This is a genomic window from Ensifer sp. 22460, assembly GCF_052044935.1.
Taxonomy (GTDB): domain Bacteria; phylum Pseudomonadota; class Alphaproteobacteria; order Rhizobiales; family Rhizobiaceae; genus Ensifer.
Window position 1 is genome coordinate 220,361 of record NZ_JBQENZ010000002.1, and the last position, 24,945, is coordinate 245,305.

Annotated in this window: 28 protein-coding genes; 13 read left to right on the plus strand and 15 right to left on the minus strand. The window is 63.0% G+C overall.

Annotation, left to right across the window (positions count from 1 at the left end; all coding sequences use genetic code 11):
• Window positions 1-173: 173 nt before the first annotated feature.
• Entirely contained in the window at window positions 174-650 is a 477-nt protein-coding gene (locus ACTJKM_RS03260; protein WP_057254647.1) for a DUF1036 domain-containing protein, read from the plus strand.
• On the plus strand, window positions 650-2,089 hold the full coding sequence (gene pyk, locus ACTJKM_RS03265) for a pyruvate kinase (RefSeq protein ID WP_057254648.1): 1,440 nt from the start codon (window positions 650-652) through the stop codon (window positions 2,087-2,089). Before ACTJKM_RS03260 ends, pyk begins: the two co-directional genes overlap by 1 nt.
• A 27-nt stretch (window positions 2,090-2,116) precedes the next feature.
• Here the strand turns inward: pyk and ACTJKM_RS03270 are convergent, their stop codons facing one another.
• From ACTJKM_RS03270 to ACTJKM_RS03300, 7 genes are all read right to left on the minus strand, one after another.
• Window positions 2,117-3,133, minus strand: coding sequence for an alpha/beta fold hydrolase (locus tag ACTJKM_RS03270; protein ID WP_082616139.1), 1,017 nt, complete (start codon window positions 3,131-3,133; stop codon window positions 2,117-2,119).
• Window positions 3,134-3,167: 34 nt separating this feature from the next.
• Entirely contained in the window at window positions 3,168-3,674 is a 507-nt protein-coding gene (locus tag ACTJKM_RS03275) for a hypothetical protein (protein ID WP_058325905.1), read from the minus strand.
• Window positions 3,675-3,705: 31 nt separating this feature from the next.
• Window positions 3,706-4,320 (minus strand): hypothetical protein, encoded by a 615-nt coding sequence (locus ACTJKM_RS03280; RefSeq protein WP_057254649.1) that lies wholly within the window; start codon window positions 4,318-4,320, stop codon window positions 3,706-3,708.
• 74 nt (window positions 4,321-4,394) lie between these two features.
• Window positions 4,395-4,520: a type B 50S ribosomal protein L36 gene (ykgO, locus tag ACTJKM_RS03285; RefSeq protein WP_034806120.1), complete on the minus strand. Its 126-nt coding sequence runs from the start codon at window positions 4,518-4,520 to the stop codon at window positions 4,395-4,397.
• A 172-nt stretch (window positions 4,521-4,692) separates the two neighbouring features.
• The gene (locus ACTJKM_RS03290) at window positions 4,693-5,748 is read right to left on the minus strand and encodes a 5-(carboxyamino)imidazole ribonucleotide synthase (protein ID WP_058325904.1); all 1,056 of its coding nucleotides are present in this window, start codon (window positions 5,746-5,748) and stop codon (window positions 4,693-4,695) included.
• Entirely contained in the window at window positions 5,745-6,209 is a 465-nt protein-coding gene (purE, locus tag ACTJKM_RS03295; RefSeq protein ID WP_057254831.1) for a 5-(carboxyamino)imidazole ribonucleotide mutase, read from the minus strand. The genes ACTJKM_RS03290 and purE overlap by 4 nt, the downstream gene beginning before the upstream one ends.
• Before the next feature lie 54 nt (window positions 6,210-6,263).
• On the minus strand, window positions 6,264-6,467 hold the full coding sequence (locus ACTJKM_RS03300) for a YdcH family protein (protein ID WP_057254651.1): 204 nt from the start codon (window positions 6,465-6,467) through the stop codon (window positions 6,264-6,266).
• Between the two features lie 214 nt (window positions 6,468-6,681).
• Here ACTJKM_RS03300 and ACTJKM_RS03305 point away from each other — a divergent pair, with 214 nt between their 5' ends.
• Window positions 6,682-6,855, plus strand: coding sequence for a YdcH family protein (locus ACTJKM_RS03305; protein WP_082616141.1), 174 nt, complete (start codon window positions 6,682-6,684; stop codon window positions 6,853-6,855).
• A gap of 162 nt (window positions 6,856-7,017) precedes the next feature.
• Here the strand turns inward: ACTJKM_RS03305 and ACTJKM_RS03310 are convergent, their stop codons facing one another.
• A complete protein-coding gene (locus ACTJKM_RS03310) occupies window positions 7,018-7,278 on the minus strand; it encodes an ArsR/SmtB family transcription factor (protein ID WP_057254652.1) in 261 nt (86 codons plus the stop codon).
• A gap of 101 nt (window positions 7,279-7,379) precedes the next feature.
• Entirely contained in the window at window positions 7,380-8,159 is a 780-nt protein-coding gene (locus tag ACTJKM_RS03315; RefSeq protein ID WP_058325903.1) for a sulfite exporter TauE/SafE family protein, read from the minus strand.
• A gap of 107 nt (window positions 8,160-8,266) precedes the next feature.
• On the opposite strand from ACTJKM_RS03315, the gene ACTJKM_RS03320 reads away from it, so the two are divergent.
• The 6 genes from ACTJKM_RS03320 to ACTJKM_RS03345 all read left to right on the plus strand — a co-directional run bounded on the left by ACTJKM_RS03320 (window position 8,267) and on the right by ACTJKM_RS03345 (window position 15,348).
• Window positions 8,267-8,914 carry a thiamine phosphate synthase gene (locus ACTJKM_RS03320; protein WP_057254654.1) on the plus strand — a complete coding sequence of 216 codons (648 nt, stop codon included), beginning with the start codon at window positions 8,267-8,269 and terminating at the stop codon, window positions 8,912-8,914.
• A gap of 78 nt (window positions 8,915-8,992) precedes the next feature.
• The gene (locus ACTJKM_RS03325) at window positions 8,993-10,072 is read left to right on the plus strand and encodes a tetratricopeptide repeat protein (RefSeq protein WP_440659924.1); all 1,080 of its coding nucleotides are present in this window, start codon (window positions 8,993-8,995) and stop codon (window positions 10,070-10,072) included.
• 317 nt (window positions 10,073-10,389) lie between these two features.
• Window positions 10,390-11,190 (plus strand): inositol monophosphatase family protein, encoded by an 801-nt coding sequence (locus tag ACTJKM_RS03330; RefSeq protein ID WP_057254656.1) that lies wholly within the window; start codon window positions 10,390-10,392, stop codon window positions 11,188-11,190.
• Window positions 11,191-11,443: 253 nt separating this feature from the next.
• Complete coding sequence (locus tag ACTJKM_RS03335) at window positions 11,444-12,544, plus strand: hypothetical protein (RefSeq protein WP_058325902.1); 1,101 nt, start codon at window positions 11,444-11,446, stop codon at window positions 12,542-12,544.
• A gap of 3 nt (window positions 12,545-12,547) precedes the next feature.
• On the plus strand, window positions 12,548-13,579 hold the full coding sequence (locus ACTJKM_RS03340) for a peptidoglycan -binding protein (protein ID WP_058325901.1): 1,032 nt from the start codon (window positions 12,548-12,550) through the stop codon (window positions 13,577-13,579).
• A 122-nt stretch (window positions 13,580-13,701) separates the two neighbouring features.
• Complete coding sequence (locus ACTJKM_RS03345) at window positions 13,702-15,348, plus strand: FAD-binding dehydrogenase (RefSeq protein WP_093233896.1); 1,647 nt, start codon at window positions 13,702-13,704, stop codon at window positions 15,346-15,348.
• A gap of 130 nt (window positions 15,349-15,478) precedes the next feature.
• Here the strand turns inward: ACTJKM_RS03345 and ACTJKM_RS03350 are convergent, their stop codons facing one another.
• The gene (locus ACTJKM_RS03350; RefSeq protein WP_113513256.1) at window positions 15,479-16,471 is read right to left on the minus strand and encodes a tripartite tricarboxylate transporter substrate binding protein; all 993 of its coding nucleotides are present in this window, start codon (window positions 16,469-16,471) and stop codon (window positions 15,479-15,481) included.
• 132 nt (window positions 16,472-16,603) lie between these two features.
• Window positions 16,604-18,406, minus strand: a complete 1,803-nt coding sequence (locus tag ACTJKM_RS03355; RefSeq protein ID WP_057254661.1) for an ABC transporter transmembrane domain-containing protein — start codon at window positions 18,404-18,406, stop codon at window positions 16,604-16,606.
• Between the two features lie 207 nt (window positions 18,407-18,613).
• On the opposite strand from ACTJKM_RS03355, the gene rpmE reads away from it, so the two are divergent.
• Complete coding sequence (rpmE, locus tag ACTJKM_RS03360) at window positions 18,614-18,835, plus strand: 50S ribosomal protein L31 (protein ID WP_034806140.1); 222 nt, start codon at window positions 18,614-18,616, stop codon at window positions 18,833-18,835.
• 81 nt (window positions 18,836-18,916) lie between these two features.
• Here rpmE and ACTJKM_RS03365 read toward each other — a convergent pair whose 3' ends face one another.
• On the minus strand, window positions 18,917-20,425 hold the full coding sequence (locus ACTJKM_RS03365; protein WP_058325899.1) for a winged helix-turn-helix domain-containing tetratricopeptide repeat protein: 1,509 nt from the start codon (window positions 20,423-20,425) through the stop codon (window positions 18,917-18,919).
• A 175-nt stretch (window positions 20,426-20,600) separates the two neighbouring features.
• Here ACTJKM_RS03365 and ACTJKM_RS03370 point away from each other — a divergent pair, with 175 nt between their 5' ends.
• Both ACTJKM_RS03370 and ACTJKM_RS03375 read left to right on the plus strand, forming a co-directional pair.
• The gene (locus tag ACTJKM_RS03370) at window positions 20,601-20,780 is read left to right on the plus strand and encodes a DUF1127 domain-containing protein (protein ID WP_057254832.1); all 180 of its coding nucleotides are present in this window, start codon (window positions 20,601-20,603) and stop codon (window positions 20,778-20,780) included.
• 67 nt (window positions 20,781-20,847) lie between these two features.
• On the plus strand, window positions 20,848-22,002 hold the full coding sequence (locus tag ACTJKM_RS03375; RefSeq protein WP_113513254.1) for an MFS transporter: 1,155 nt from the start codon (window positions 20,848-20,850) through the stop codon (window positions 22,000-22,002).
• A 76-nt stretch (window positions 22,003-22,078) separates the two neighbouring features.
• Here ACTJKM_RS03375 and rcdA read toward each other — a convergent pair whose 3' ends face one another.
• From rcdA to ACTJKM_RS03390, 3 genes are all read right to left on the minus strand, one after another.
• Window positions 22,079-22,597: a protease adaptor protein RcdA gene (rcdA, locus tag ACTJKM_RS03380; protein ID WP_043610604.1), complete on the minus strand. Its 519-nt coding sequence runs from the start codon at window positions 22,595-22,597 to the stop codon at window positions 22,079-22,081.
• A 355-nt stretch (window positions 22,598-22,952) separates the two neighbouring features.
• Window positions 22,953-23,141, minus strand: a complete 189-nt coding sequence (locus tag ACTJKM_RS03385; RefSeq protein ID WP_057254664.1) for a DUF1192 domain-containing protein — start codon at window positions 23,139-23,141, stop codon at window positions 22,953-22,955.
• Window positions 23,128-24,429: an MFS transporter gene (locus ACTJKM_RS03390; protein WP_093233947.1), complete on the minus strand. Its 1,302-nt coding sequence runs from the start codon at window positions 24,427-24,429 to the stop codon at window positions 23,128-23,130. Before ACTJKM_RS03390 ends, ACTJKM_RS03385 begins: the two co-directional genes overlap by 14 nt.
• Before the next feature lie 305 nt (window positions 24,430-24,734).
• On the opposite strand from ACTJKM_RS03390, the gene ACTJKM_RS03395 reads away from it, so the two are divergent.
• The gene (locus tag ACTJKM_RS03395) at window positions 24,735-24,890 is read left to right on the plus strand and encodes a hypothetical protein (protein ID WP_093233901.1); all 156 of its coding nucleotides are present in this window, start codon (window positions 24,735-24,737) and stop codon (window positions 24,888-24,890) included.
• Window positions 24,891-24,945: the final 55 nt, after the last annotated feature.

Genomic DNA, 24,945 nt, shown 5'->3' on the forward strand with positions numbered 1-24,945 from the left:
AGCCTCGTCCTCGCTGATCGCACGCACGCGCGTCAATCGCAAGAAACGCGCAACTGTTTAGCGCAATTTGAACGCAATTTGCCGATTGTAATCGATTAGAGTTACGTTGACTTTCGGGGCTGGCCGTCGCAAGAAAGTGCCACGCAAATCAAAACGGAGTTCCATCGGAAACCGTGTCCAGAAATCCTTTTTCCAAAGCGAAGCCGGGGCTGACGACACTGGGAGGTATCCTCCTGTTTTTCCTGGCAACCTCAAGCTCATTTCTCTTTGCCGATGAAGCGCGCGCCGATTTTCGCGTCTGCAACGGCACGCAAAATCTCGTCGGAGTGGCGATCGGTTACCGGGCCAAGGAAGGCTGGGTAACGGAGGGCTGGTGGCAGGTTCCGGCCACCACCTGCGCGACCCTGATCGAGGGCGAGCTTGAGTCACGATACTATTATCTCTACGCGGAAGATGCGGCCCGCGGCGGCCGCTGGACCGGTGACGTCAACATGTGCGTCGCCGAGAACGAGTTCAAGATCGCGGGCGTTCAGGACTGCTTCGCCCGCGGCTTCCAGCGCATGGGATTCAAGGAATACGACACGGGGCGGCAAGGGAGCTGGATGGTTCAGCTCTCCGAAACGCCCGGCACGCAGGAAAGCCAGAATTGATGAAGCGGAACAGAAAAGTCAAAATCCTCGCCACGCTCGGACCGGCGTCTTCCGATGAGCAGATGATCCAGAAGCTGCACGAGGCCGGGGCTGATCTGTTCCGTATCAACATGAGCCATGCGAGCCACGACGTGATGCGCACGCTGGTTCAGCGCATCCGCACGGTGGAAAGCCACTGTGGTCGGCCGATCGGCATTCTCGCCGATCTTCAGGGCCCGAAGCTGCGCGTCGGCAAGTTCGCAGAAGGCAAGGTGGATCTCAAGGTCGGCCAGACCTTCACGCTCGACAACAAGGACGTGCCCGGCGACAACACGCGCGTCTACCTGCCGCACCCGGAAATCCTCGAAGCGGTCAAGCCCGGCCATCGCCTGTTGATCGACGACGGCAAGCTGCATCTGCGCGCTGAGAAGACCGACGGCAAGAGCATCGTGGCCACGGTCGTCGCGGGAACGAAGATTTCGGACCGCAAGGGCGTCAGCTTGCCGGACACGCTGCTCGCGGTCGGTGTTCTGACCGACAAGGACCGCGCTGACCTCGACGCCGTTCTCGCCACCGGCGAGATCGACTGGGTGGCGCTCTCCTTCGTGCAGCGGCCGGAAGACCTGGCCGAAGTCCGCAAGATCGCCCGCGGCCGCGTCGGCCTGATGTCGAAGATCGAGAAGCCGCAGGCACTCGACCGCATTGATGAGATCATCGAGCTTTCGGACGCGCTGATGGTCGCGCGCGGCGACCTCGGCGTCGAAATGCCGCTGGAATCGGTGCCGGGCCTGCAGAAGCAGCTGACGCGCGCGTGTCGCCGCGCTGGCAAGCCGGTGGTTGTTGCCACGCAGATGCTGGAATCGATGATCTCCGCACCCGTTCCGACGCGCGCCGAAGTTTCCGACGTTGCGACGGCCGTCTTCGAAGGCGCCGATGCCGTCATGCTGTCGGCAGAATCGGCCTCGGGCGAGTATCCGGTGGAGGCCGTGTCGACCATGGCGTCGATCGCCAGCAACGTCGAGCGCGACCCGCACTATTCCAGCATCATCTACGCGCAGCGCACGCCGCCGGAGGCAACCGGTGCCGACGCGATTTCGCTCGCTGCCCACCAGATCGCCGAGACGCTCCGTCTTGCCGCGATCGTCTGCTACACCTCGTCCGGCACCACCGGTCTTCGCGCCGCCCGCGAACGGCCACAGGTTCCGATCATCGCTCTCTCGCCGATCGTCCAGACGGCACGCCGTCTCTCGGTCGTCTGGGGCCTGCATTGCGTCGTCACCGAGGACGCGACGGACCTCGACGATATGGTCAACCGTGCCTGCCGCATCGTTGCGGCCGAAGGCTTCGGCAAGCCCGGCGAACGCGTCATCATCTCTGCCGGCGTGCCCTTGGGTACGCCTGGCGCCACCAACATGCTGCGCATCGCCTATATCGGTTCGGACGGCATGAGCGGCATCTGATGCAGCCTTGGCAAAGTGCGAAGCGGGTCAGACTTGGCCGATGGCTTCGGACGACATGATCAGGCGGGCTTCGGCCCGCCTTTTTATTTGCTCGAGATCCGTCGGCTGGCCCGCCATCTTTTCGAGCGCAGCCACGACCACGTCCGTGACCACATAGTCGGGCTTGTGGCCGAGATTGCCGATCCACAGCAGTTCCGCGCCGGGGATATCGCGCGCCAGCCCGCGGGAATGGATGTCGGCCAGCACGATGCCGTCGCTATCGCCGGTGATGATCACGGTCTGTGCCGTGATCTCGCGGTAGCGGGGTGCCGTCGCGGTCAGATAGGCATGGAGATTGGCTATGTCGCGCGCATTGTTGCGGAAGGTCGCCGGACGCAGCACCAGATGCGGGCCGGTCTTGTCGATGTAGTCGTCGGGCCGCGGATTGGGTGAAAAAATCGAGTGTGTGCCGCCTTCGATGCGGCGCTGCCCCAGGGGCGTCACCAGCGTATGGGCGAAGAGCCAGCCGACGAGGGGGAGCGCCGTGAGGCGATAGTACCATTCGATGCCGCCTGGCCAGGGGTGCGTCGCGGGCGCCAGCAGGATGAGGCCGGCCGTCTTTTCCGGGTGATGCAGGGCGAAGCTCGCAGCGATGGCGCCGCCGAAGGAATGGCCGACGATGACCGCGCGACGGATGCCGCGCTTTTCCATCAGCTTTGCGATCGCCGTCGCCTGGCCGTCCGGAAGGTCGTTTTCCGCTCCGCCCCGCTCGGAGTAGCCGTGACCCGGACGATCGACGAACAGCATCTCGGCGCGGCCATCAAGGGCTGGGGCGAAGGCATGCAACTGATCGAGCAGATTGCCACTGGCGCCATGGATGAAGATGACGGGCAGGAGATCGGCCTGCTCGCCTGCCGGCAGGTGCACGCTGTTCATGCGATAACCGCCGATGTCGATCAGTTCGCCGGCATTCGGAAACCGCCGGGTGAAGGCTCGCGCGTGCCAGAGGCTGTAGGCAATGCCGACGAGCGCTAGTCCAATGAGCAGGAATGTGGCTGGTACCATTGTCTCAATCTGTCTTCCGGCGTCCGTAGGCCCGTCAAGGCGTCTGCGTTGGCGAGCCTTCAGGGGCAGGGGAGCCCATCGACTGCCATCGTGGCCAGATGGCGTCAACGGCGCGCTGGCGGGCAAGCACGAACTCAGGCAGCGCGGTATCCCGGTCGCCCTTGTTGTAGCGGGTGTCCGTGCTGTCGACAACGAGCACCGGAGGGGCGCCGAACTGATCGGCGGTGATGTCGACGATGTAATCGCCGCATTCGACCCAGGCATGGCTTTGCCAGCGTTCCCCGCAGAAGAAGCCGTAGGGGCCGATGTCAGGCCCGGAAGGCGCACTCCGCGGCGCTCCAGAGGCCCAATGGGCATCGAGGCCTTGGGCAATCAAGACACGTGCCAGGAACAGGCTCGAGCGGCCGCAGGTCCATTGTGAAGCGATCGCGGGGAGATCGCCACCCCAAGCCCGGTGCCATTCCAGCCAGATCGGCTCAATGAAACGCCGAGCGGCTGTCGCTACTTCGAGAAGAGTGCTTTCATTGGTGCAGAGGGGCATTGAAGGCTAGGGTCGAGTGTGTCGCGTTCAGTCAGGTCTTGCTGCCGGCGAGCTTCTCGGCGAGCTCGCCCAGCTGCTCCTGCGCCTTGCGATCGGCGGGATAGATGTCCAGGAACTGCTCCCATGCCCGCATGGCGAGCTCGTCCTTGCCGGAGGCGCCGAGGATCGCTGCCATGCCGGCAAGCGCGCCGAAATGACGAGGCTCGATCGTCAGCACGCGGTTGATGTCCGACATCGATTTCCGATAGTTGCCCATCGTGTAATGCAGGGTCGCGCGACGGTTCCAGCCTTCGACATAGTTGGGCGCAAGCGTGATCACCTGATCGAGGATGTCGAGCGCCGCCGCCTGCTTGTTGTCGGTGATGGCCTTGTCGGCCCACTGCATCAGGAGATTGACGGTGGCGCTGCCGGAATCCTGCCATTCAACACGGATCTGGTTGGCGAGTTCACGCGCCTTGTCGGCATCGCGTTCCTTCTTGAGGTCCGCGAACAGGCCGTCCAGTCGTTGCTTGGGTGTGGTGAGGCTGGCCGATTCCGTTTGGGTCGATGCTTCCGCCGCGAAGGAGAAACTGCCAGCTCCGATGGAGGTGGCGAGCAGGGCGGAACACGCCAGAATCAGGGGTACAAAAACTCGCATGGCGAGCATGTTAGCCCGCCATGGATCAACTTCATAATCAATTTTGGGACATCGCCGAAGCGATGTCTGCCACCCGGCTTAGATCAGCCCTGACGAGCCTTGAAGCGCGGGTTCGACTTGTTGATGATGTAGATGCGGCCCTTGCGACGAACCAGACGGTTTTCGCGGTGACGGGTCTTCAGCGACTTGAGCGAATTCTTGATCTTCATTTTCCTGATCCGCAGGTTTCGGGGAACGAAAATTCGCCCGGTATCTTCTAACAATCAAAAGCGCGCCGTTCAGCGCGCTCCTTTAAGGTGGGATGGCACATACCGTGTCCCCCCTAAGGTGTCAACCACAAGACGCTCCATTTTGGCGTCTTGCCCCGCATTTCTGCGGTCTTCAGCCGCGGACGAGCCGTGTGACGTGGCCCATTTTGCGGCCGGCGCGCGCTTCGATCTTGCCATAGAGGTGCACCAGAACATCGTCCTTGGCAAGCCATGCCGGGACATCGTTGAGGTCGTCGCCGATCAGGTTCTGCATGACGCAGTCGGAATGGCGGCGGGGATTGCCGAGCGGCAATCCCGAGACGGCACGAATATGCTGCTCGAACTGCGAGACGACGCAGGCCGCCTCCGTCCAATGGCCGGAGTTGTGCACGCGCGGCGCCATCTCGTTGGCGATCAGGCTGCCGTCGGCAAGTACGAAGAATTCGACGCCGATGACGCCGACATAACCAAGTGCATCGAGGATCGCCTTGGCGGCCTTGCGGGCCGCGTCCGCCGTGCCGTCGCCGAGTGCTGCCGGTACCGTCGAGGTGTGGAGGATGCCGTTGCGATGCACGTTCTCGGCCGGATCGAAGCAGGCGACCGTGCCATCGGTGGAGCGGGCGGCGATGATCGAGATCTCCCGTTCGAAGGGTACGAAGCTCTCCAGGATCAGGGGCACGCCGCCCAGCTCCGCGAAGGCGCCGGCAGGACTGTCGGCTGCGGAGCGGAACACGCGCTGTCCCTTGCCGTCATAGCCAAGGCGACGGGTCTTGAGCACGCCCGATCCGCCGAAATCGGCGAGTGCTGCTTCGAGATCGGCCTGGCTGTCGACGGCGTGAAAACGCGCCGTCGCAATGCCGCAGTCATTGATGAAGCGTTTTTCGACGAGGCGGTCCTGCGCGACTTCCAGCGCCTTCGGCGGCGGGAAGACAGGTCGTTTCGCGGCGAGCCGTTCGGCGGCCGCGACCGGCACATTCTCGAATTCGTAGGTGATGATGTCGCTCACGGTCGCGAGCTGGCTGAGCGCGGCTTCGTCGTCATAGGCAGCAATGATCTGCTCATTCGCCACCTGTGCCGCCGGACAGTCGACCTGCGGCTCGAGGATCACGGTGCGGAAGTTCAATCGGGCAGCTGCCATCGCCAGCATGCGGCCGAGCTGGCCGCCGCCGATAATGCCGATGGTGGTCATGCCTGGTCCACCGGGTATTCGGCGACCGAAATCGTCTGCTGTTCGCGCCAGTCGTCGAGCCTGTCGGCGAGATCGTCGTCGCTGAGCGCGAGCACGGCTGCAGCAAGCAACGCGGCATTGACGGCGCCGGCGCGGCCGATCGCCAGCGTCCCGACGGGGATGCCGGCGGGCATCTGCACGATCGAGAGCAGGCTGTCCTGGCCGGAAAGCGCCTTCGACTGCACCGGCACGCCGAAGACCGGCAGCGGCGTCATTGAGGCGCACATGCCCGGCAGATGGGCAGCGCCGCCGGCGCCGGCGATGATCACCTTGAAGCCCTCGTCGCGAGCGCCCTTGGCGAAATTGACCAGCCGATCGGGCGTGCGATGGGCGGAAACGATGCGAGCCTCATAGGCAATGTCGAGCGCGTCGAGCGTGTCGGCGGCGTTCTTCATCGTCTCCCAGTCCGACTGGCTTCCCATGATGATGGCGACGGGTGGGGTCGTGGTGTCGATCACGTCTGTCCTGTTCCGCGTTCAGGCGATGATGTCGGGGATGATCTGGTCTTCGATCTTGCTGATCTTGTCCTTGATCGCCAGCTTCTTCTTCTTCATGCGCTGGATTCTCAGCGCGTCGCAGCCGGTCTCGATCATAGCGTTGATGGCAGCGTCGTAGTCTTCATGTTCCTGCCTCAGCCGCGCGGCGGTCAGTCTGAGTTCGGCCTGGTCCTGGTCCGGCATGCAAAGCGATCCCCATCAGCCCGGTTGCGAAGTCCTCCTCGAACCGGAATTCCATGCGTCGCTCTATCACATCTTGGGCGGTAACGGGAAGTTATCCGACGTCATCATTTCGCCTTCGACAAATGAAAAATGGCATGGCACAGTAGTAAGGTTACAAACCATGGAACATCCGGCATTCGCATGCCGGATGCAAGCAAAAGGAAGGGACTGCCAAATGACTGTTGAGGCTCATCTTGCAACGCTTGAGAAAAAACATGGCGTCCTGGAGCAGGAGCTCCATGCGGCATTGAATCAGCCGTCGGTGGAAGACGAACTGATCAACGACATCAAGCGGAGGAAGCTGCGCATCAAGGACGAAATCGAAAGGCTTCGTTCCTCGACTCACTGATTATCAACGGTATTTCCCAGGACTATCGGGAGGCGCCATCTCCCCTCTGAGTAGGCGCAACAAGGTTTAGAACCAATCCCCCCACAGTGGAATATACGGAATTTTGGACCGGGCTTGACGCCCGGTCTGTTTCTTTCGGGCGCAGCGTTCGCGCCGCCGGGCTCAGGACCAGAACTGATCGAGCCACAGATTGAGACGGTCGAAACCCGGCCGGTTGATCGCATAGATCCGCCGGGTGCCGCTCGCCGAAACCGAGACCAGATTGCAATCCAGCAAGGCCTTCAGGTGCTGCGATACGGCCGGGCGGCTGATCGGCAGGCCCTCCGCCAGTTCGTTCACGGTTCTCGGCGCGCGCCGCAGTTCCTCCAGCAGGTGGCGCCGGTTCGGGTCCGCAATGGCATCGAAAGGGTCCGCGATCGTCATGCGCGGACGTTAGGCGAAATTTTGCGAAGCAGCAAGAAATTTGTGCGATGCGAAATGCTAATTTTGCTTTGCAATATTTCCGTAATACTTGGGTCCGCGGCTCACCCGCCTGCGGCCAGGCTGTTGATACCGTCCCAAAGCAGTTTCGAGCCCGCGATGAAGGCCATGGTATACATGAAGGGGTAGAAGATCTGCGGCTTCATGCGGCGAACGATCCAGGCGCCGCACATGGTTGCGACAATGGCGAGCGGAAATAGCGTCGCCGAGATTTTCAGGTTGCTCAGATCCAGTTGCCCGAGCGCGAAATAGGGGATGAGCTTCACCGCATTCAGGATCGCGAAGAAGCGCACGATGGTGCCGGTGTATTCGCGCGGGTCGAGCTGCAGCGGCAGCGCGTAGATCTGGAAAGGCGGGCCCCCGGCATGGGCGACGAAGCTGCCATAACCGGCAAAGGAACCCCAGAGTGCTGCGGGACCGGCCCGCTGCTTCTTCGGCGCGATGGTGATGCCAAGGCGCGTGCGCCAGACATTGTAGACGTATCGCAGCACGAAGAGCACGGTGATCAGGCCGATGATCAGGCGAAGGAGGTCCCGCGAGACGTAGGCCGAGGTCGCCCAGCCGATGAAGATGCCGGCGATGGCGCCGGGCAACAGCATGAAGAGGGTGGTGCGATCGCCGTGCTTGCGCCACATCCAAAGCGAGACGAGATCCATCGCGATCAGGATCGGGAGGAGGAGGGCGGCCGCCTGGACGGGTGACACCGCCATCGACAGGATCGGAACGCCCATCAGCGAAAGCGCTTCCCCCATGCCACCCTTGCTGAGGCCAACGAGCAGAACTGCCGGAATGGCGATAAGATAGAAGTCGAGATCAGGAAGCATGGGGGGCGGTTGATCCTTTTGCAGTCTCCGTCTATCGGTTTTCCCAAATGAAATCGAGCGCTGGTTTCGCCATCCTGGCGGATGCAGCCGGAAATGGATGTCTTGATATGACAACAGAACGTTGCCGCCTGGTGCTGATCGCGCCCGACATGCCCGATGCGGCGGAACGCGCAAACGTGCTCGCCGATGCCCTGAAGGGCGGCGACGTCGCCTCGGTGATCGTGCCGCAATACGCACTTGATGACTCCGAGTTCCAGAAGCACGCCGAGCGTCTGGTGCCGGTGATCCAGGAGGCCGGCGCCGCCGCGCTCATCGAGGGTGACTCCCGCGTGGCCGGACGTGCCAAGGCCGACGGCCTGCACGTTGCCGGCAATGCGGAAGTGCTGGGTGAGGCGGTCGAGAAGCACACGCCGAAGCTGATCGTCGGCGGGGGCAATGCGGCCGACCGTCACCACGCGCTGGAAATCGGCGAAGTGCGCCCGGACTACGTGTTCTTCGGCAAGACGGATGGCGACATCAAGCCGGAGGCGCATCCGAAGAACCTGGCGCTGGCCGAATGGTGGGCGTCGATGATCGAGATTCCCTGCATCGTCATGGGCGGCACGGACCCGCAATCGGCACTTGCGGTGGCGGAGACCGGTGCTGAGTTCGTGGCGCTTCGTCTTGCCGTCTTCGGCGAACCCGGCCAGGCGCCTTCCGTCGTTGCTGCGGTCAACGCACTTCTTGACGAAAAAGCGCCACGGTTTGAAGATTAAGACGTTTCGATGTTGAGCCGTCTGCCTTCCAGATTGAGTCGAGGTTTTTCCCTTGTTGCCATGGCCGTCGCCCTGGCTATGCCTGCGCATGCGCAGGAGCAGAAGAGTGGCGAGGACGCCGGCGTCGAAAAGCGCGGCCGCATCACGCCCTTCAACGGGGCGGCGATGCCGGAGGGCGCGACGCCGACCGACCAGAAAGACGACAAGTCCGCTGTCGGCCCCAATAAGAAGCCGGCCGACGGCTCTGTCCCATCGTCCGGCGTCACTGTTTTCGATCGCATGGGTGCCGAATTGCCGGCACTGCCAGCGGAAAAGCCCTTTACCGGCAAGGTCGACGATGCCTATGGCGCGTTCCAGCGCGGCTACTACCTGACCGCGATGGATCTGGCGCTGCCGCGCGCGCAGCTTGGCGACCCGGCGGCGCAGACCCTGATCGCCGAGATCCTGCAGCAGGGACTGGGCGTCGTGCGCAATCCCCAGCAGGCTGCCTTCTGGTACGCTCAGGCCGCGGAAAAAGGCGATCCGGCCGCGATGTTCAAATACGCGCTGATCCTGATGGAGGGCCGTTACGTCAAGCGCGACCGGAAGAAATCCGAAGAGCTGATGAAGAAGGCGGCCGATCTCGGCAATGGCTCGGCGCAATTCAACTACGGCCAGACGCTCGTCGCCGACAATCCCGGACCCAAGGGTTTGAAACTGGCGATGCCCTATTACGAAAAGTCGGCCGAACAGGGCATCGCGGATGCGCAATATGCGCTGTCGCAGATCCTGGTCAATGTCGATGGCATCGAGGAAAGCAAGCGGACGCGGGCGCGCGAATGGCTGATCCGCGCGGCGCGGGCGGGGTACGACACCGCTCAACTCGACATCGCGATCTGGATGATCGAGGGCATTGCCGGCGAGCGTAATCTCGAAGAGGGTTTCGGCTGGATGCGGCGGGCGGCCGAGGGCGGCAACGTGGTTGCACAGAACCGGCTTTCGCATCTCTACGTCAACGCCATCGGCACCCGGCCCAATCCGGTCGAGGCGGCGAAATGGTATGTGCTTTCGCGTCGCGCCGGTCTGAAAGACGACGCGCTCGAAGACTTCTATCTCGGTCTCAACGAAGAGCAGCAGAAGCAGGCACTCAGTGCCGCCAACAAATATCGCCGGAGCTGAACGGCGCCGCTCGCGGTCGAATCTTTGGCGGTCGTTCGGCGGAAATGCTATTTCGCTTGAACTTGCGGGCCATTTGTGGTTCTGAGGCCGCGGTTTTGCTCGTGGTGCCGCGACAGTTGGCGGCGACGGCGAGCGGAGTGAGAATTCACTCGGTTTTTTGACGACGGAGCTCAATCTGCGGCTTGCCCTGCGTCCTTGGATCGGTTCCGATCAAGGGAATTTGCAAGTAGGGCCGGCAATGCGGCCGCGTTCCGTCAAGCAGGTTCAACGTCCGATCGATTGTTTTCGATCGGCCTTCGTTATCAAGGGATCGCCAGATGGCCCGTTCAGCACTTCTCAATGTCATGGTTCAGGCCGCCTTCAAGGCCGGCAAGTCGTTGGCCCGCGATTTCGGCGAAGTCCAGAACCTGCAGGTCTCGCTCAAGGGACCGGGCGACTATGTTTCGCAGGCCGACCGCAAGGCCGAAAAGCTCATCCGCGAGGAACTCCTCAAGGCCCGTCCGACCTACGGCTTCCTTGGCGAGGAAGGTGAAGAGATCGTCGGCACCGACGGCGCGCATCGCTGGATTGTCGACCCGCTCGATGGCACCACCAATTTCCTACACGGTATCCCGCACTTCGCCGTTTCGATCGCACTCGAGCGCCAGGGCGAGATCGTCGGCGCCGTCATCTTCAACCCGGCGACCGATGAACTCTACACCGCCGAGCGTGGCGGTGGCGCCTTCCTCAACGACCGTCGCCTGCGTGTCGCCTCGCGCAAGCATCTTTCCGATGCCGTGATCGCCACCGGCACGCCGCATCTCGGCCGCGGCAACCACGGCAAGTACCTGATCGAACTGCGCCACGTGATGGGCGAAGTGGCCGGTATCCGCCGCATGGGTGCCGCCTCGCTTGACCTCGCCTATGTGGCCGCCGGCCGCTACGACGGTTACTGGGAACGCGACCTCGCCGCCTGGGACATCGCGGCTGGCGTGCTTCTCATCCGGGAAGCCGGCGGCTGGGCGCACGATATCAACGGCGGCGCCAAGCCGGTCGACGACGGTTCGGTCGTCTGCGGCAACGAATATATCGTCAAGGCGCTGAACGACGTCGTGCACCGCCCGGTGCCGACGAAGTAATCAGCGACCCTATTCCTATGCTCGGCCTCCGGCGCTCACCCGCCGGAGGCTTTGTTTTTCCGCTTGATCCGGAATGGGGCAACACGACAGTGCCACATGCCTGTGCCTATCTACGCGCGTCGCGGCCGTCGCCCCACTTTGGGAACGGCTGAATTTCGTCCTTGAATCGATTTCGGTTTCGGGAATTATGCAGTAGTCTCCGGGCCGGCGCCGCGCCGTTCCGACAAGTAAAAACCGGGAGATACTTACACCCATGACGAAACTGCATCTGTCCGGATGGAACGGTCGGGAAGGCATGGAAGAAGGCTATAATCCGCACAAGCTTTCGAGCCCCATGCACTATTTCTGGACCATGGTGGTCTTCCTGATCATCGTCGGTTTCGTGGGCGCAATCCTCTTTCGGCAGGCACACAACGCCTTTCTGGCCAACCCCGGCCTCAACGGCTTGATCCTTGGGGTGCTGCTGATCGGCATCCTGCTCGTATTCACCCATGTGCTGGGCTTGCGTCCCGAAGTGCGCTGGTTCAACTCCTTTCGCGCCGCCGGCAGTGCCGACAAGGTGGGCCGCGATCCGGTGCTGCTGGCGCCGATGCGGGCACTGATCGGTGCCCGTCAGACGGCGATCTCGACGACGGCGCTGCGCTCCATTCTGGATTCGATTGCGACCCGCCTCGATGAATCCCGCGACATCTCGCGCTATCTGACCGGCCTTCTCGTGTTTCTCGGTCTGCTCGGCACCTTCTGGGGTCTTTTGGGCACCATCGGCTCGATCAACATGGTCATCCAATCGCTGGATGCCGGTTCGGGAACCACCGAAGACATTCTGGCGGCCTTGAAGAGCGGCCTGTCGGCGCCGCTGACCGGCATGGGTACGGCGTTCTCGACATCGCTGTTCGGTCTTTCCGGTTCGCTGATCCTCGGCTTCCTCGATCTGCAGGCCGGCCGCGCCCAGAACCGTTTCTATACCGAGCTTGAAAACTGGCTTTCTTCCGTGACCGATGTCGGCTCCGAGCTGACTTCTGCGCTCGATGCGCCGTCGGGTGCGCCGGTCGAGGAGTTGAAAAAGCTTACGGATCAGCTGGTCCGCCTCAACCAGGAGGGCGGTTCGAGCCAGCGCACGACCGCCGCCATGGCAAGCCTTGCCGAGGGTATCCAGGGCCTGGTGAAAAATATGCGCGGCGAGCAGCAGATGCTCCGGGACTGGATCGAAGCCCAGCAGGAAGAGGCCAAGGCGATGCGCAGGACGCTCGACAAATTGTCGTCGCGCATCGGAGGCGAGCGGATCGCCGTGACAAGCGAGAGGTCGTCATTGCCGGCCAAGCTCGGACAGTTGGACGAGACCGGAGGAGAGTAATCCATGGCGCTCGCCCGCAAAGGCCGCACGCAGCGCACGATCGATTATTGGCCGGGCTTCGTCGACGCGCTGTCGACGCTCCTGCTTTCGATCATGTTCCTGCTCACCGTCTTCGTTCTCGGGCAGTTTCTGCTGAGCCGCGAAATCAGCGGCAAGGACGAAGTGCTGACCCGGCTGAACAGCCAGATCAACGAGCTCACGCAGCTCCTGGCGCTCGAAAAGAGCGGCAAGCAGGATCTCGAGGATTCGCTCGCCAATCTCCAGGCTTCCCTGTCCCAGTCGGAAGGCGAGCGCTCGCGGCTGCAGGCGCTGCTCGATCAGGGCGCCGGCAGTACCGATGTCGCCAACCAGAAGATCGGGCGCCTCGGCTCGGAGCTTGAGAACGAGCGTGAGATCAGCGCCCGGGCGATGAGCCAGATCGAGCTCCTGAACCAGCAGATCGCCGCGCTGCGCAACCAGATCGCCGCCATCGAGGTCGCGCTTCAGGCATCGGAGGCGAAGGACCAGGCGTCGCAGACGAAGATCGCCGACCTCGGCCGCCGCCTGAACGTGGCGCTTGCCCAGCGCGTGCAGGAGCTCAACCGCTACCGCTCCGATTTCTTCGGACGCTTGAGGGAAATCCTCTCCGACCGCGAAAACATCCGCGTCGTCGGCGACCGCTTCGTGTTCCAGTCGGAAGTGCTGTTCCCATCCGGCGGCAGCGAACTCAATCCCGAGGGGCAGGCGGAGATGGGCAAGCTCGCCTCGGCGCTGCTTGATCTCGCCAAGGAGATTCCGGCGGAGATCAACTGGGTGCTGCGCGTCGACGGCCATACCGATAATGTCCAGCTTTCCGGAACAGGCCGCTATGCGGACAACTGGGAACTTTCCTCGGCGCGTGCCACCTCGGTGGTCAAATTTCTGATCTCGAAGGGGGTGCCTGCCGATCGCCTGGTCGCGGCCGGCTTCGGTGAGTATCAGCCGATTGCGCCGGGCGAGACCCCGGAGGCCCGGGCCCAGAACCGCCGCATCGAACTCAAGCTGACCGAAAAATAGGCCGCGGCCGCGAAACATACCGCGGCCAACGCCCGACCCTTGAATTGACCTTGACGTACGCGTAACAGTTGCTGCAGCCATTCGTATGGCGGCGCTGTATGGGGTGCAGGGGAGGGCATTTCGTGGATTGCGATGTATTGGTCATCGGTGCGGGCCTTGCCGGCCTGGTTGCCGCCTCGGAAGCGGCCGCCCTTGGCCGCAAGGTCATCGTTCTCGATCAGGAAGGCGAACAAAACCTTGGCGGTCAGGCTTTCTGGTCGCTGGGCGGTCTGTTCTTCGTCGATAGCCCCGAGCAGCGGCGCATGGGCATTCGTGACACGCGTGAGCTTGCCTGGCAGGACTGGCTGGGGTCTTCGCAGTTCGACCGTCCGGAGGACCACTGGCCGCGGCTTTGGGCGGAAGCCTATCTCGACTTTGCCGCAGGCGAAAAGCGCCGCTGGCTGCATTCCCTCGGCATGCGCTGGTTTCCGGTCGTCGGCTGGGCCGAGCGCGGCGGCGGCCTTGCCCATGGCCACGGCAATTCGGTGCCGCGCTTCCATGTCACCTGGGGCACGGGGCCAGCGGTACTCGATCCGTTCGTGCGGCTGACGCGGGAGGCGGAAAGCCGCGGTCTGGTGCGCTTCCGATTCCGCCATCGGGTCGATGAGCTCATCATCACGGATGGAACGGTGACGGGCGCCCGCGGTGCCTTGCTGAAGGAGGATCCGGTCGGGCGGGGCGAGCGCAGTTCACGCGACGTCTCCGGCGATTTCGAGATATCGGCGGGTGCGATCGTCGTCACCTCGGGCGGTATCGGCGGCAACCATGATCTCGTTCGCCGCAATTGGCCGCGCAAGCGCCTTGGCCAACCGCCGGCAACCATGGTCTCGGGCGTGCCGCATCACGTCGACGGACGCATGCTGGAGATCAGCAGCCGGGCGCGCGGCTCGGTCATCAACTCAGACCGCATGTGGCACTACACCGAGGGGCTCAGGAACTTCGACCCGATCTGGCCGGATCATGGCATCCGCATCCTGCCCGGCCCATCATCCTTCTGGTGCGACGCCGACGGCAACCGTTTTTCCGCGCCAGCGATGCCGGGCTTCGATACGCTCGGCACATTGCAGGCGATCCGCGACAGTGGTCACGACTACAGCTGGTTCATCCTGACGCGGGCGATCATCAAGAAGGAGTTTGCGCTTTCCGGTTCGGAACAGAACCCGGATCTGACCGGCAAGAGCATCTCTCTGCTCCTGAAGCGGCTCGGCAAGAACCCGCCAGCGCCGGTCCAGGCCTTCATGGACAAGGGTGAGGATTTCATCGTCCGGGACCGGCTCGAGGACCTTGTGCCGGCGATGAATGCACTGACGGGCGAGAACCGGCTGTCGCTCGACCATCTACGCCGACAGATCGAGGCGCGCGATCGCGAGATCACCAACCCGTTCTCCAAGGATGCGCAGGTCACCGCGATCCGCGGCGCCCGCGCCTATCGCGGCGATCGGCTGCTGCGTACTGCCAAGCCGCACCGGCTGCTCGATCCGAAAGCCGGGCCGCTGATTGCCGTTCGCCTGCATATCCTGACCCGCAAGACGCTGGGCGGCCTGCAGACCAACCTCTCGGGCCAGGTGCTCGAACAATCGGGTGAGCCGGTGCCGGGCCTCTATGCCGCCGGCGAAGTCGCCGGTTTCGGCGGCGGCGGCATGCATGGCTACAATGCGCTCGAAGGCACCTTCCTCGGCGGTTGCATCTTTTCCGGCCGGGTGGCGGGGCGGGGTGCTGCTGGGGTGTGATCGCTTCCCGCCGCTCGCTTTTGGGCTGCCCCTCACCCTAGCCCTCTCCCCGCACGCGGGGAGAGGGGACGGCCGAGCGTGCAGCTAAACTTGGCAAATGCTTCGAATGTCTGGACAAGTCGGCTGACGATCAATCCATCTGCACGTTGGCGTCGCGGACGACCGGCGTCCACTTCGCCAGTTCTGCCGTCACATGCGCACTGAGCTCTTCCGGCGTCGAGCCGACGATCTTGGCGCTGAATTCCTTCATGCGTTCGATGACGGCGGGATCCTTCAGGGCCTTGTTTGCTGCCTCGTTGAGGCGGGCGACCACAGGCTGCGGCGTGTTCGCCGGGGCGAAGAGCGCGTTCCAGGTATAGGTCTCATAGCCTGGGATGCCGGATTCAGCGACCGTCGGAACATCGGGGAAGGAGGGCGCGCGTTCCGCCGTGGTGACGGCAAGTGCCCTCAGCGTGCCTGCCTTGATGTGCCCGGAGGACGAGGGCAGGTTGTCGAACATGATCGGCACCTGGTTGCCGATGACGTCGTTCAGCGCCGGACCGGCGCCCTTGTAGGGGATATGCTGCATGCTGACGCCGGCCATTTTCTTGAAAAGCTCGCCGGAGAGATGCAGCGGCGTGCCGTTGCCGGAGGAGGCATAGCTGTATTCGTCGGGCTTGGCTTTCAAGAGCGCCAGCAGTTCCTCGACGTTCTTGGCTGGAAGCTCCGGATTGACGACCAGCACGTTGGGCACGATGACCAGCAGCGAGATCGGAGCGAAGTCCTTCTGCGGATCATAGGGCTTGGTCTTGAGGATCAGCGGGTTGAGCGCGTGGGTGGCGACGGTTCCCATCAGGATCGTGTAGCCGTCCGCATCGGCGCGCGCGACATTGGCCGCGCCGAGATTGCCGCCGGCGCCGGCGACGTTCTGGACGATCACCTGCTCGCCGAGGTCTTCAGACATTTTCTGCGCGATGATGCGGGCGACCACGTCGGTCGACCCGCCGGCGGCGAAGGGAACGACCAGTGTTATCGGTCGGTCCGGGAAGCCCTGGGCGAGGGCCGGGGTGCTAAAGGGCAGCGCCGATAGCGCCATCAGGCCCAGCATCAGCGTTGCGCGCCGGGTCAGTTGCGAAAATGCCATGCGAATTTCCTCCCGATCATGTCTGCGAACCGCAGAGAACGGCCTTTGGCAGGCCGGCCCCATAACAATAGGGCTCGCTTCTCAGCCGGCAACTGCCACGTGTGAAATCGGGAGGGTCGTCGTCGCAACGCCTCAGTTTTTCGTGGCGACGAACAGGGCCTCGGCGCCGTGGTCGAACTGCAGCCGCGCAAGCTTGGCGTAGAGGCCACCCTGGCGGATGAGGGAGACGTGCGTTCCCTCCTCGACGATCCGGCCATGATCCATAACCAGGATGCGGTCCGCCTTCAGAACCGTTGCGAGCCGGTGGGCGATGATGATCGTCGTGCGCTCGCGCAACAGGCCATCGAGGGCTTTCTGCACCAGCGTCTCGCTTTCGGCATCGAGCGCCGAGGTGGCCTCGTCGAGGAGCAGGATCGGTGCGTTCCTGAGGATCGCGCGGGCAATGGCGATGCGTTGCCGCTGGCCGCCGGATAGCGTGATGCCGCGTTCGCCGACGAGCGTGTCGTAGCCGTTGTCGAGGCGGTTGATGAACTCGTCTGCCTGGGCGGCGACGGCCGCAGCGCGCACCGCCTCACGGGTCGCGCCAGGCACGCCGAAGGCGATGTTGTCATGAACCGAGGAGGCGAAGATGGTGACATCCTGCGGCACGATCGCCAGCCGGTCGCGCAGTTCCTTCGGATCGACCGTGCGGACATCGAGCCCGTCGACGGTTACAGCACCCTTGGCGGGATCGTAGAAGCGGAGGAGCAGGGAGAAGACCGTGCTCTTGCCGGCGCCGGAAGGGCCGACGATGGCGACAGTCTCGCCGGGGTTGATCGCAAAGCTGAGGCCGTTCAGGCTCTTGTAGTCGGGTCGCGCCGGATAGGCGAAATAAACGTCGTCAAAGGCAATGGCGCCGGCGGCCGGTGCGGGCATGGCGACGGGGTTTGCCGGCGCCTGGATCTCTGGGATCTCCGTCAGCAGTTCGTTGAGCCGTTCGGCGGCACCGGCGGCCTGAGAGAGCTCGCCCCAGACTTCGGAGAGCGAGCCGAGGCTGCCTGCGGCAAAGACCGAGTAGAGCAGGAACTGGCTGAGGGTGCCGGCGGAAAGATTGCCCGACAGCACATCATGCGCGCCGAACCACAACACCGCAACGACGCTGCCGAAAACCATGGTGATGGCGAAGGCAGTGAGCACCGAGCGCGCCTTGATCGCGGCGCGCGCAGCGCCATAGGCATCTTCTACAGCGGATCCGAAATGGTTGTTGGCGAGTGCCTCGCCATTGAAGGCCTGCACGGTGCGGGATGCGGCGATTGCCTCGCCGGCATAGGCGGACGCCTTGGCGAGTGTGTCCTGAGCCTCGCGCGATCGGCGGCGGACGGAGCGGCCGAAGCCGACAAGCGGGAAGACGATGATCGGGATCGCGATCAGCACCAGGCTCGAGAGCTTAGGGCTGGTATAGACCATCATGCCGATGGCGCCGAGACACAGGATCAGGTTGCGCAGCGCCACCGAGGCGGTGGCGCCGACCGCCGACTTGACCTGGGTCGTATCGGCCGTCAGCCGCGAGACGATCTCGCCGGACTGGTTGACGTCGAAGAAGGAGGCGGAAAGCCGGGTGACGCGATCGAAGACGTTGCGCCTGAGGTCGGCGACGATGCGCTCGCCGAGTGTGATGACGAAGTAGTAGCGCGCCGCACTTGCCAGAGCGAGCACGATGGCGAGCATCATCAACATCGAGAAGTAGGTGTTGATGAAACCGGAATCGGGACTGGAGAAGCCGTTGTCGACCATGCGCCTGACGGCGAGCGGCAGCGCCAGCGTCGTGACCGCGGCGAGGATCAGCGAGATACTTGCGCCGACGACCAGATGGCGGTAGCGGGCGAGATAAGGTAGGAGCGTGGCCAGCGGGCGGATGGATTTACGCGCTGGCGCCTGGATTTCTCGTTCGGACACTTGACCCCTTTCGCCAACCACGGAGGAAAGGCTTTGCCCATGAGTCTTCCGCGCGGCACTTGTTATCCCGCAGACCTTGATGTATAGGCACGGCATCGAATTGGGAAGCCGTGGCCCTTCAGCCGGTCCGCGGTTTCATTTACGTGTTCGGTCTCGAAGTCGCAATGCCTTGCGACAATTGGACCCTGGAACTCTAGGAAGATCGTTATGAAGGCAGACATCCATCCCGATTACCACGTCATCAAAGTAGTCATGACCGACGGCACCGAATACGAAACCCGCTCGACCTGGGGTTCTGAAGGCGCCACCATGAACCTGGAAATCGACCCCAAGTCGCACCCGGCCTGGACGGGCGGCAACCAGCAGCTCATGGACCGCGGCGGTCGCGTCTCCAAGTTCAAGAAGCGCTTCGAAGGCCTCGGCCTCTAATCGAACGCCTCTCGGCATTCTTAAAGCCCGGCCATCGTGCCGGGCTTTTTGTTGGCCATGCGGGGTAGCCGCGCCTGAGTATCACTCGGGAAGACCGGCCTTGCGAAAGCCATCGACGAAATGCGCGAGCACGGCGTCGTCTCGGAACGGCTCGGTCGCGGCCCAGTGGCGGATCGTGAAGCCCGGGTTGGCGACGAGAAAAAGCTCTGCTTCCGTGCGCGCCTCGTCGAGGCGGCCGAGCTGGGCGAGACTTGCCGCCAGGAACCGGCGTGAGCTCGTGCGATAGGTCTCGTCCCTGCGCAGCGTCTCGACAGCGGCCTCGTAGTCACCAGCCGCATATTGCGCCTGGCCGAGCGTCAGATAGTACCAGCTTGCCGGAAACGGGTTCAGCCGGAACGCCTTGCGGATATGCGCGAGGCTCTCTTCGACCCGCGCGGCGAGAACGTCGATGTCGGACAACGCCGCCCAGGTGTCGGCCTCGTTCGGGTCGAGTTCGATCGCCTTGGCGAATTCCGCCTCCGCCTCGGTAAAGCTGCGCTCATATGCGAGCAGGTAGGCCAGGATCCAGCGGCTGCCGGCATCGTTTGGGTCGATCGTGACGGCTTTGCGCGCGAGCTCCAGGGCAAGGCTGCGGGCGGCCTCCGTCGGTCCGCCGGAGTGCACCCGTCCCATCCATTGGTTCATCGCCAGCCAGCGGTAGGCTTCGGCATAATCGGGGTCGAGCGAAACCGCACGCGTCAGCATCAGGTGCGCTTCCTGGGCGGCCTGCGGCGTATCATCCATCAACCTGCGGGCGCGCACGCAGAGATCGTAGGCCTCGATGTTGCCGGGCCGGTTGCGTGGCAGCGGCGGCGGGCGCAATTGTCCGAGCAACGCTTCCACGATCTTGGCCGTAACCTCGTCCTGAACGGCGAAGATGTCTTCCAGGCTGCGATCGAAGCGCTCCGCCCAGAGATGGTCGGCGCTCAGTGCGTCGACCAGTTGGGCATTGATACGCACGCGTCCCGCTGCGCGCCTGGCGCTGCCTTCCAGCAGGTAACGCACGCCAAGGTCTTCCGCGATCGCGCGCACATCCACCGCCTTGCCCTTGTAGACGAAGGACGAGTTCCGCGCGATGACGAACAGGCCGGGGATCCTCGAAAGGTCGGTGATCAGGTCCTCGGTCAGCCCATCCGTGAAGGGCTCCTGCTCGGGATCGTTGCTGACGTTGACGAAGGGCAGAACGGCGACCGACGGCTTGTCCGGCAGGGGGAGGCGCCGCTTTGCCGCACCGAGCGTCCTCGAACTTCCCGTGAAGCGATAGCCGACGCGCGGGATCGTCGAGATCCACTCGCCACCATCGGCGGCGGGGCCAAGCAGCTTTCTGAGCTGCGCGATCTGGACGGTCAGATTGCCTTCCTCGACAGCCGTTTCCGGCCAGGCCGCATCCATCAGTTCGGCTTTGCCCAGGATTTCGCCGGGCCGCCCGACGAGCGCCGCAAGCAGCCTCAGTCCACGGTAGCCGATCGCGACAGGATCATCGTCCCGGAGGAGCGTTCCCGCACCCGGATCAAGTACGAAGGGACCAAAGGCGAAGCGCGTTTCCTGCATGGGCGCATCTATAGTTCGTTTGGAGGTTTTTGAGAACTTTTTGGACGCGCTTAATTACGCCCCAGTTCGTGTCCTGCAGAATTCGTCGGTCTTTCGGGCCGATATGGAGGCTGCCATGAACCACATTCCCATTCCTTTATTCCGGCATCAGGCACGCGTGCGCGAAGAAAACCCGATGCCTTTGCGCGCCGGCCTCGCAACGCTCAGAGGCGTTATCGCGACCTGGGACAGGAGGGCCCGTTTTCGCCGGGACCTCAAACGGGTCTCGAGGAGCGACCCGCATTTGATCGACGATATCGGCCTCGCACGGCGACAGGTCGAGATCGAAATCGCCAAACATCTCTGGCAGGCATGAGGCGCGTGTCGAAATGATATCGGACCAAGAGTCTCTGCGTGCGACGCAGCGTCGTCAATTACGCGACATGACCTTACCGCGCGAACAGCCAATCCTGTGGGCGGCGATAGCCGGCACCATCGCAACGGTCACGGTGTTTGCGGTCGCCCAGGGGCTGACCTATCCGCTGCTCAGCTTCATTCTGGAGCGGCAGGGAACGACACCGGGACTGATCGGCCTGTCGGCGGCGATGACGCCGCTGGGTTTCATCGTTTCCGCTCCCCTCATTCCGGCGCTGGTTCGGCGCTTCGGCGCGGCGTGGCTTGCTATTCTTTGCTCGTTGTTTGCCGCGCTAACGCTGATCGCGATCGCCTGGACCCAGGAGCTCTGGGCCTGGATGCCGCTGCGTTTCCTGCTCGGCTTCTTTGCCAATCCGCTTTCCGTGATCAGCGAAACCTGGCTGATCACGATCACCCCGCCGTCGCGCCGGGGCCGCATCATGGGGCTCTATTCTTCGATTGTTTCGGGCGGCTTCGCCATCGGTCCGCTGTCGCTCGGCCTCGTCGGCACGGAGGGCTGGTCGCCCTTCCTCATCGGCATCGTGGCCTTCCTTCTCTGCGGCATGATCTTGCTCGCAGTCGTGCCGCGCCTGCCTGACATGCCGCAGGATGGCGAGGCAACTTCCGTCGGCGCTTTCCTGGCGCTGGCGCCTCTTCTTCTGTTTGCGGTTTTCACCGCTGCCGCTTTCGAGCAGATCCTGCTTTCGATGTTTGCCACCTATGGCGCCACGCTCGGAAGTGCCGAGGAGCGGATCGCCTCTCTCATTACCTGTTTCATCGCCGGCAATGCGCTGCTTCAGGTATTTCTCGGGCGCATGGCCGAGCAGATGGGCTCGATGCGGACGATGTTGTTCTGTGTGCTGGTCTCGCTGGTCGGGTGCCTGCTGCTGCCATGGGCCTTCAACTCCTGGCTCGTCTGGCCGCTCGTCTTCCTCTGGGGCGGGGTCTCGTTCGGCATCTACACGATGTCGCTGATCCAGCTCGGCGAGCGTTTCACCGGCCAGGCCCTGATCGCCGGCAATGCGGCGTTCGCGGTTGCGTGGGGTCTCGGCGGCATCGTGGGGTCGCCCGCGACAGGACTAGCCATGCAGTGGCTTGGCCATCGGGGACTGCCGCTGGCTCTTGGTTTCCTTAGTTGCGTGCTGGTGCTGCTTCTGCTGGCGAAGATGCGGCGCGCGCGATAGTGACACCAGCGACGCGAGAAACAAAAAACCCGGCGATGGCCGGGTTCTGTTTTCCGCACGCTGAAGCGAAGAGCTATCAGTTGGTGCCGAAGGCCGTCTGCAGCAGCTTGATCTGCGCCTTGACGCCGTTCTGGTTGTCCGGAACGATGGCGGCGGCTTCGTGCGGGCGGTAGATTTCGCGGTCGAGCAGGGCGACGCGGTTCTGCAGGCGCAGCGAGCGCTCGATGAGGTCGCGGAAGGATTCCGGCAGTTCGGCCCAGCCGGGAGCGGACTTGTCGACGTTGAAGCTGTCGAGGCGCACCTTGCTCTTTTCCGACATCACCTGGTCACGGCTCATCTCACCGTTGTTGACGGCGCGCTGCAGGAGCAGCCACGAGGCCATCTGCATCAGGCGGGTGGTAAGCCGCATGGACTCGGCTGCATAGAGCACCGACGCCATGCGCGGCAGAACCTTCGAGGCGGCGCGGCCGGGACCATCGAGGTATGTCGCCGTTTCCTCGACCAGACCCATGCCTTCCGAATAGAGCGTCTTGAATTGTGCCGAGGACGCTGCGTGTCCTGCGAAACTGACCGTATTCAATCCTCTCTCGGACATGACCTGTTTTCCCTGGTTCAAACGCATCACGACAGTCAGGTAGTGGACAGTTATAGGAAATAAATCCTTGCCCGTCTCTATGCTCGAAGAATGATCCGATAGCGCATTTCGCGCAAGGGTATTCTTAAGAAAGGGTTAATCTCCACAGTTCTTTAGCGAAAGCTATGCCAAAACAAAAAAAGAGCCGCGAAAAGCGGCTCTCAAGGTAAAACAGGGAGAAAAATCAGACCCATTCGCCAGTCGGAGAAATTGTCTGAAACCGGAAAGCTCCGGATACCCCGACAATCGCAGATAATGCTTAATTTGCCGTTAAACGCGCCTCGTTTTGCTGCGCTGCGGCCGCTCCCGCAAGGTCTCAGCGAAACAGGCCTTCGGCGGCTGAGCGGCTCGCGGATTTGCGCGTCCGCTCGGCTTCGAGCCGGGCGATTTCCTCCGTCAACAGGGCGATACGCTGGGTGAGTTCATCGACTGAAAGCAGTGAAAGATCGCTGCCGATTTCGTGCACCAGCTTCTTTTGTGGTCGGTCGTCGTCAAACAGGCTCATCCGTCTGATCCTCCCATTTCTGGTTGTTGTCCGGTTCGCTATGCGCTTCCTCGAACGGGGCAGCGCGCGGCGAAAGCTGCAGGCTTTCCGGTGTCGTCGGCGCACCGGCATTGACCGGCGAGAAGGCGTCGCGGTCGGCGACCGGCACGGGCGCGCGCATCCGGCTGCGGATGATGGCATAGGCTGTGATCAAAATGTGGGCGCAGGCGGTAATCATGAACAAACCGTACGGACCGGTTGCCGTCATGACCGGACCGCCGATCGTCGGGCCGATGATCGTGCCGATGCCATAGAGCAGCAGCAGGCCACCGGAGACCTTCACGAAGTCTTCGGCGGTTGCGAAGTCGTTGGCGTGGGAAACGGCGATCGGATAGAGCGCGTTGGCGGCGGCGCCATAGATTGCGATCAGCGTCAGCACGATCCAGACCTGGCTCGGCTCGATCAGGAAGATGAGCAGGCCGGCGACGGCGCCGACACCGGCAAGGGCGGCCAGGACATAGCGACGGTCGATGCGGTCGGAGAGGCGGCCTGCCGGAAGCTGCATCACCGCGCCCGCGAAGATCGCCACGCTCATCATGGCCGCGACGGTACTGTCGGAAAGGCCGGCCTGTCGCCCGAAGACGGCGCCAAGCGTGCCGAAGGCGCCATTGGCGATGCCGACGAGCAGGATGCCGAGGAACGAAACCGGCGAGTTCCGGTAGAGGCCGCGCAGGTCGAGGCTGACCTTCTTCAGCGGTTGCGGCGAGGCGGCCTTGGACATCAAGGTCGGCAGCATGGCGACACAATAGAGGATGCCGCAGATCATGAAGAAGATGCTGGTCGAGGTGTCGCCAAAGGGGATCATCATCTGGCCGCCGACGACGCCGAAAAGCGTGATGGCGATATAGAGCGAGAAGATGACGCCGCGGCTCTCATTGGTGGCGCGCTCGTTCAGCCAGCTTTCGATGATCATCGACGTGCCGGCGGTGGCAAAGCCGGTGAGCGCGCGCAGGATCAGCCACCAGGTCGGATCGATCATGATGCCGGTCAACAGCGCGACGATGGCGATGAGAGAAGCAAAGACGCTGAAGGCGCGCACATGGCCGATGCGCTTGACGACATTCGGGGCGAAGAAGCACCCGAGGACGAAGCCGGCCGCCCAGGACGTACCGATCAGACCGAGGATGGTGGTCGGGTATCCCTCAGCAGTACCGCGAACGGGAAGAAGCAGTCCCTGAAGACCATTGCCCAGAAAGAGAAACAAGGTGCCGAGCAGGAGGGCAGCGACCGGGAGCAGGTTCTTTCTCATCATCCATCCGAAATTCGTTCTGCCGTCAGCAAGTTAGGGCGGTGCCTGGTGAATTGCCAGCCGGTTTCTCTCTACAGCGCTTTGATTACAGTGCCTTGATTTGCCGCCTGTTTCCTTCGACCGGAGACGATTGAAGGAAACAAGCGGTTGCCGGTCATTGCAAATCGTCCGCGAAAACACTAGCCCTTTTTGCCAAGCGCAGCGTATCGCTAGCCTTTGGGGGAAGCGGTGCTCCGTGCGACGAAGAGTGCCGGCGTTGCGAACGCTTTGCCGGTTGAGGCAGCCTCCCGGAAGACGAGGGCAATATGCAGAAGGCGCTCGCCCTAATCCTGCTCCTGGCAATGGTGATCCAGCTTCTGTGGCCGCTCGGCATCCCTGGTCTGCGCCGCCGCCGCGACTTCTGGAAGATCGCGGTCTTCGCCATCGTCATGATGATGGTGACCGTGCTGATCCGGCCTTAACCGGGCCATCTTGCCTCTAAGTACCCGTTTCTTTGGAAACTCCGGAGCCGATTGC

Bases quoted from the DNA above. Each gene is read 5' to 3' on its own strand.
- purE (WP_057254831.1), bottom strand. From the start codon at position 6,209: ATGGGAAGCCAGTCGGACTGGGAGACGATGAAGAACGCCGCCGACACG.
- ACTJKM_RS03310 (WP_057254652.1), bottom strand. From the start codon at position 7,278: ATGACGATCGCGGACCCTTTCGATGCCATTGCGGACCCGAACCGGCGC.
- rcdA (WP_043610604.1), bottom strand. From the start codon at position 22,597: ATGTCCGAGAGAGGATTGAATACGGTCAGTTTCGCAGGACACGCAGCG.
- rpmE (WP_034806140.1), top strand. From the start codon at position 18,614: ATGAAGGCAGACATCCATCCCGATTACCACGTCATCAAAGTAGTCATG.
- ACTJKM_RS03305 (WP_082616141.1), top strand. From the start codon at position 6,682: ATGACTGTTGAGGCTCATCTTGCAACGCTTGAGAAAAAACATGGCGTC.
- ACTJKM_RS03370 (WP_057254832.1), top strand. From the start codon at position 20,601: ATGCCTTTGCGCGCCGGCCTCGCAACGCTCAGAGGCGTTATCGCGACC.
- ACTJKM_RS03335 (WP_058325902.1), top strand. From the start codon at position 11,444: ATGACGAAACTGCATCTGTCCGGATGGAACGGTCGGGAAGGCATGGAA.
- pyk (WP_057254648.1), top strand. From the start codon at position 650: ATGAAGCGGAACAGAAAAGTCAAAATCCTCGCCACGCTCGGACCGGCG.
- ACTJKM_RS03325 (WP_440659924.1), top strand. From the start codon at position 8,993: ATGCCTGCGCATGCGCAGGAGCAGAAGAGTGGCGAGGACGCCGGCGTC.
- ykgO (WP_034806120.1), bottom strand. From the start codon at position 4,520: ATGAAGATCAAGAATTCGCTCAAGTCGCTGAAGACCCGTCACCGCGAA.
- ACTJKM_RS03390 (WP_093233947.1), bottom strand. From the start codon at position 24,429: ATGAGAAAGAACCTGCTCCCGGTCGCTGCCCTCCTGCTCGGCACCTTG.
- ACTJKM_RS03330 (WP_057254656.1), top strand. From the start codon at position 10,390: ATGGCCCGTTCAGCACTTCTCAATGTCATGGTTCAGGCCGCCTTCAAG.
- ACTJKM_RS03275 (WP_058325905.1), bottom strand. From the start codon at position 3,674: ATGCCCCTCTGCACCAATGAAAGCACTCTTCTCGAAGTAGCGACAGCC.
- ACTJKM_RS03320 (WP_057254654.1), top strand. From the start codon at position 8,267: ATGACAACAGAACGTTGCCGCCTGGTGCTGATCGCGCCCGACATGCCC.
- ACTJKM_RS03300 (WP_057254651.1), bottom strand. From the start codon at position 6,467: ATGCCGGACCAGGACCAGGCCGAACTCAGACTGACCGCCGCGCGGCTG.
- ACTJKM_RS03290 (WP_058325904.1), bottom strand. From the start codon at position 5,748: ATGACCACCATCGGCATTATCGGCGGCGGCCAGCTCGGCCGCATGCTG.
- ACTJKM_RS03340 (WP_058325901.1), top strand. From the start codon at position 12,548: ATGGCGCTCGCCCGCAAAGGCCGCACGCAGCGCACGATCGATTATTGG.
- ACTJKM_RS03375 (WP_113513254.1), top strand. From the start codon at position 20,848: ATGACCTTACCGCGCGAACAGCCAATCCTGTGGGCGGCGATAGCCGGC.
- ACTJKM_RS03270 (WP_082616139.1), bottom strand. From the start codon at position 3,133: ATGGTACCAGCCACATTCCTGCTCATTGGACTAGCGCTCGTCGGCATT.
- ACTJKM_RS03350 (WP_113513256.1), bottom strand. From the start codon at position 16,471: ATGGCATTTTCGCAACTGACCCGGCGCGCAACGCTGATGCTGGGCCTG.
- ACTJKM_RS03315 (WP_058325903.1), bottom strand. From the start codon at position 8,159: ATGCTTCCTGATCTCGACTTCTATCTTATCGCCATTCCGGCAGTTCTG.
- ACTJKM_RS03365 (WP_058325899.1), bottom strand. From the start codon at position 20,425: ATGCAGGAAACGCGCTTCGCCTTTGGTCCCTTCGTACTTGATCCGGGT.
- ACTJKM_RS03395 (WP_093233901.1), top strand. From the start codon at position 24,735: ATGCAGAAGGCGCTCGCCCTAATCCTGCTCCTGGCAATGGTGATCCAG.
- ACTJKM_RS03280 (WP_057254649.1), bottom strand. From the start codon at position 4,320: ATGCTCGCCATGCGAGTTTTTGTACCCCTGATTCTGGCGTGTTCCGCC.
- ACTJKM_RS03385 (WP_057254664.1), bottom strand. From the start codon at position 23,141: ATGAGCCTGTTTGACGACGACCGACCACAAAAGAAGCTGGTGCACGAA.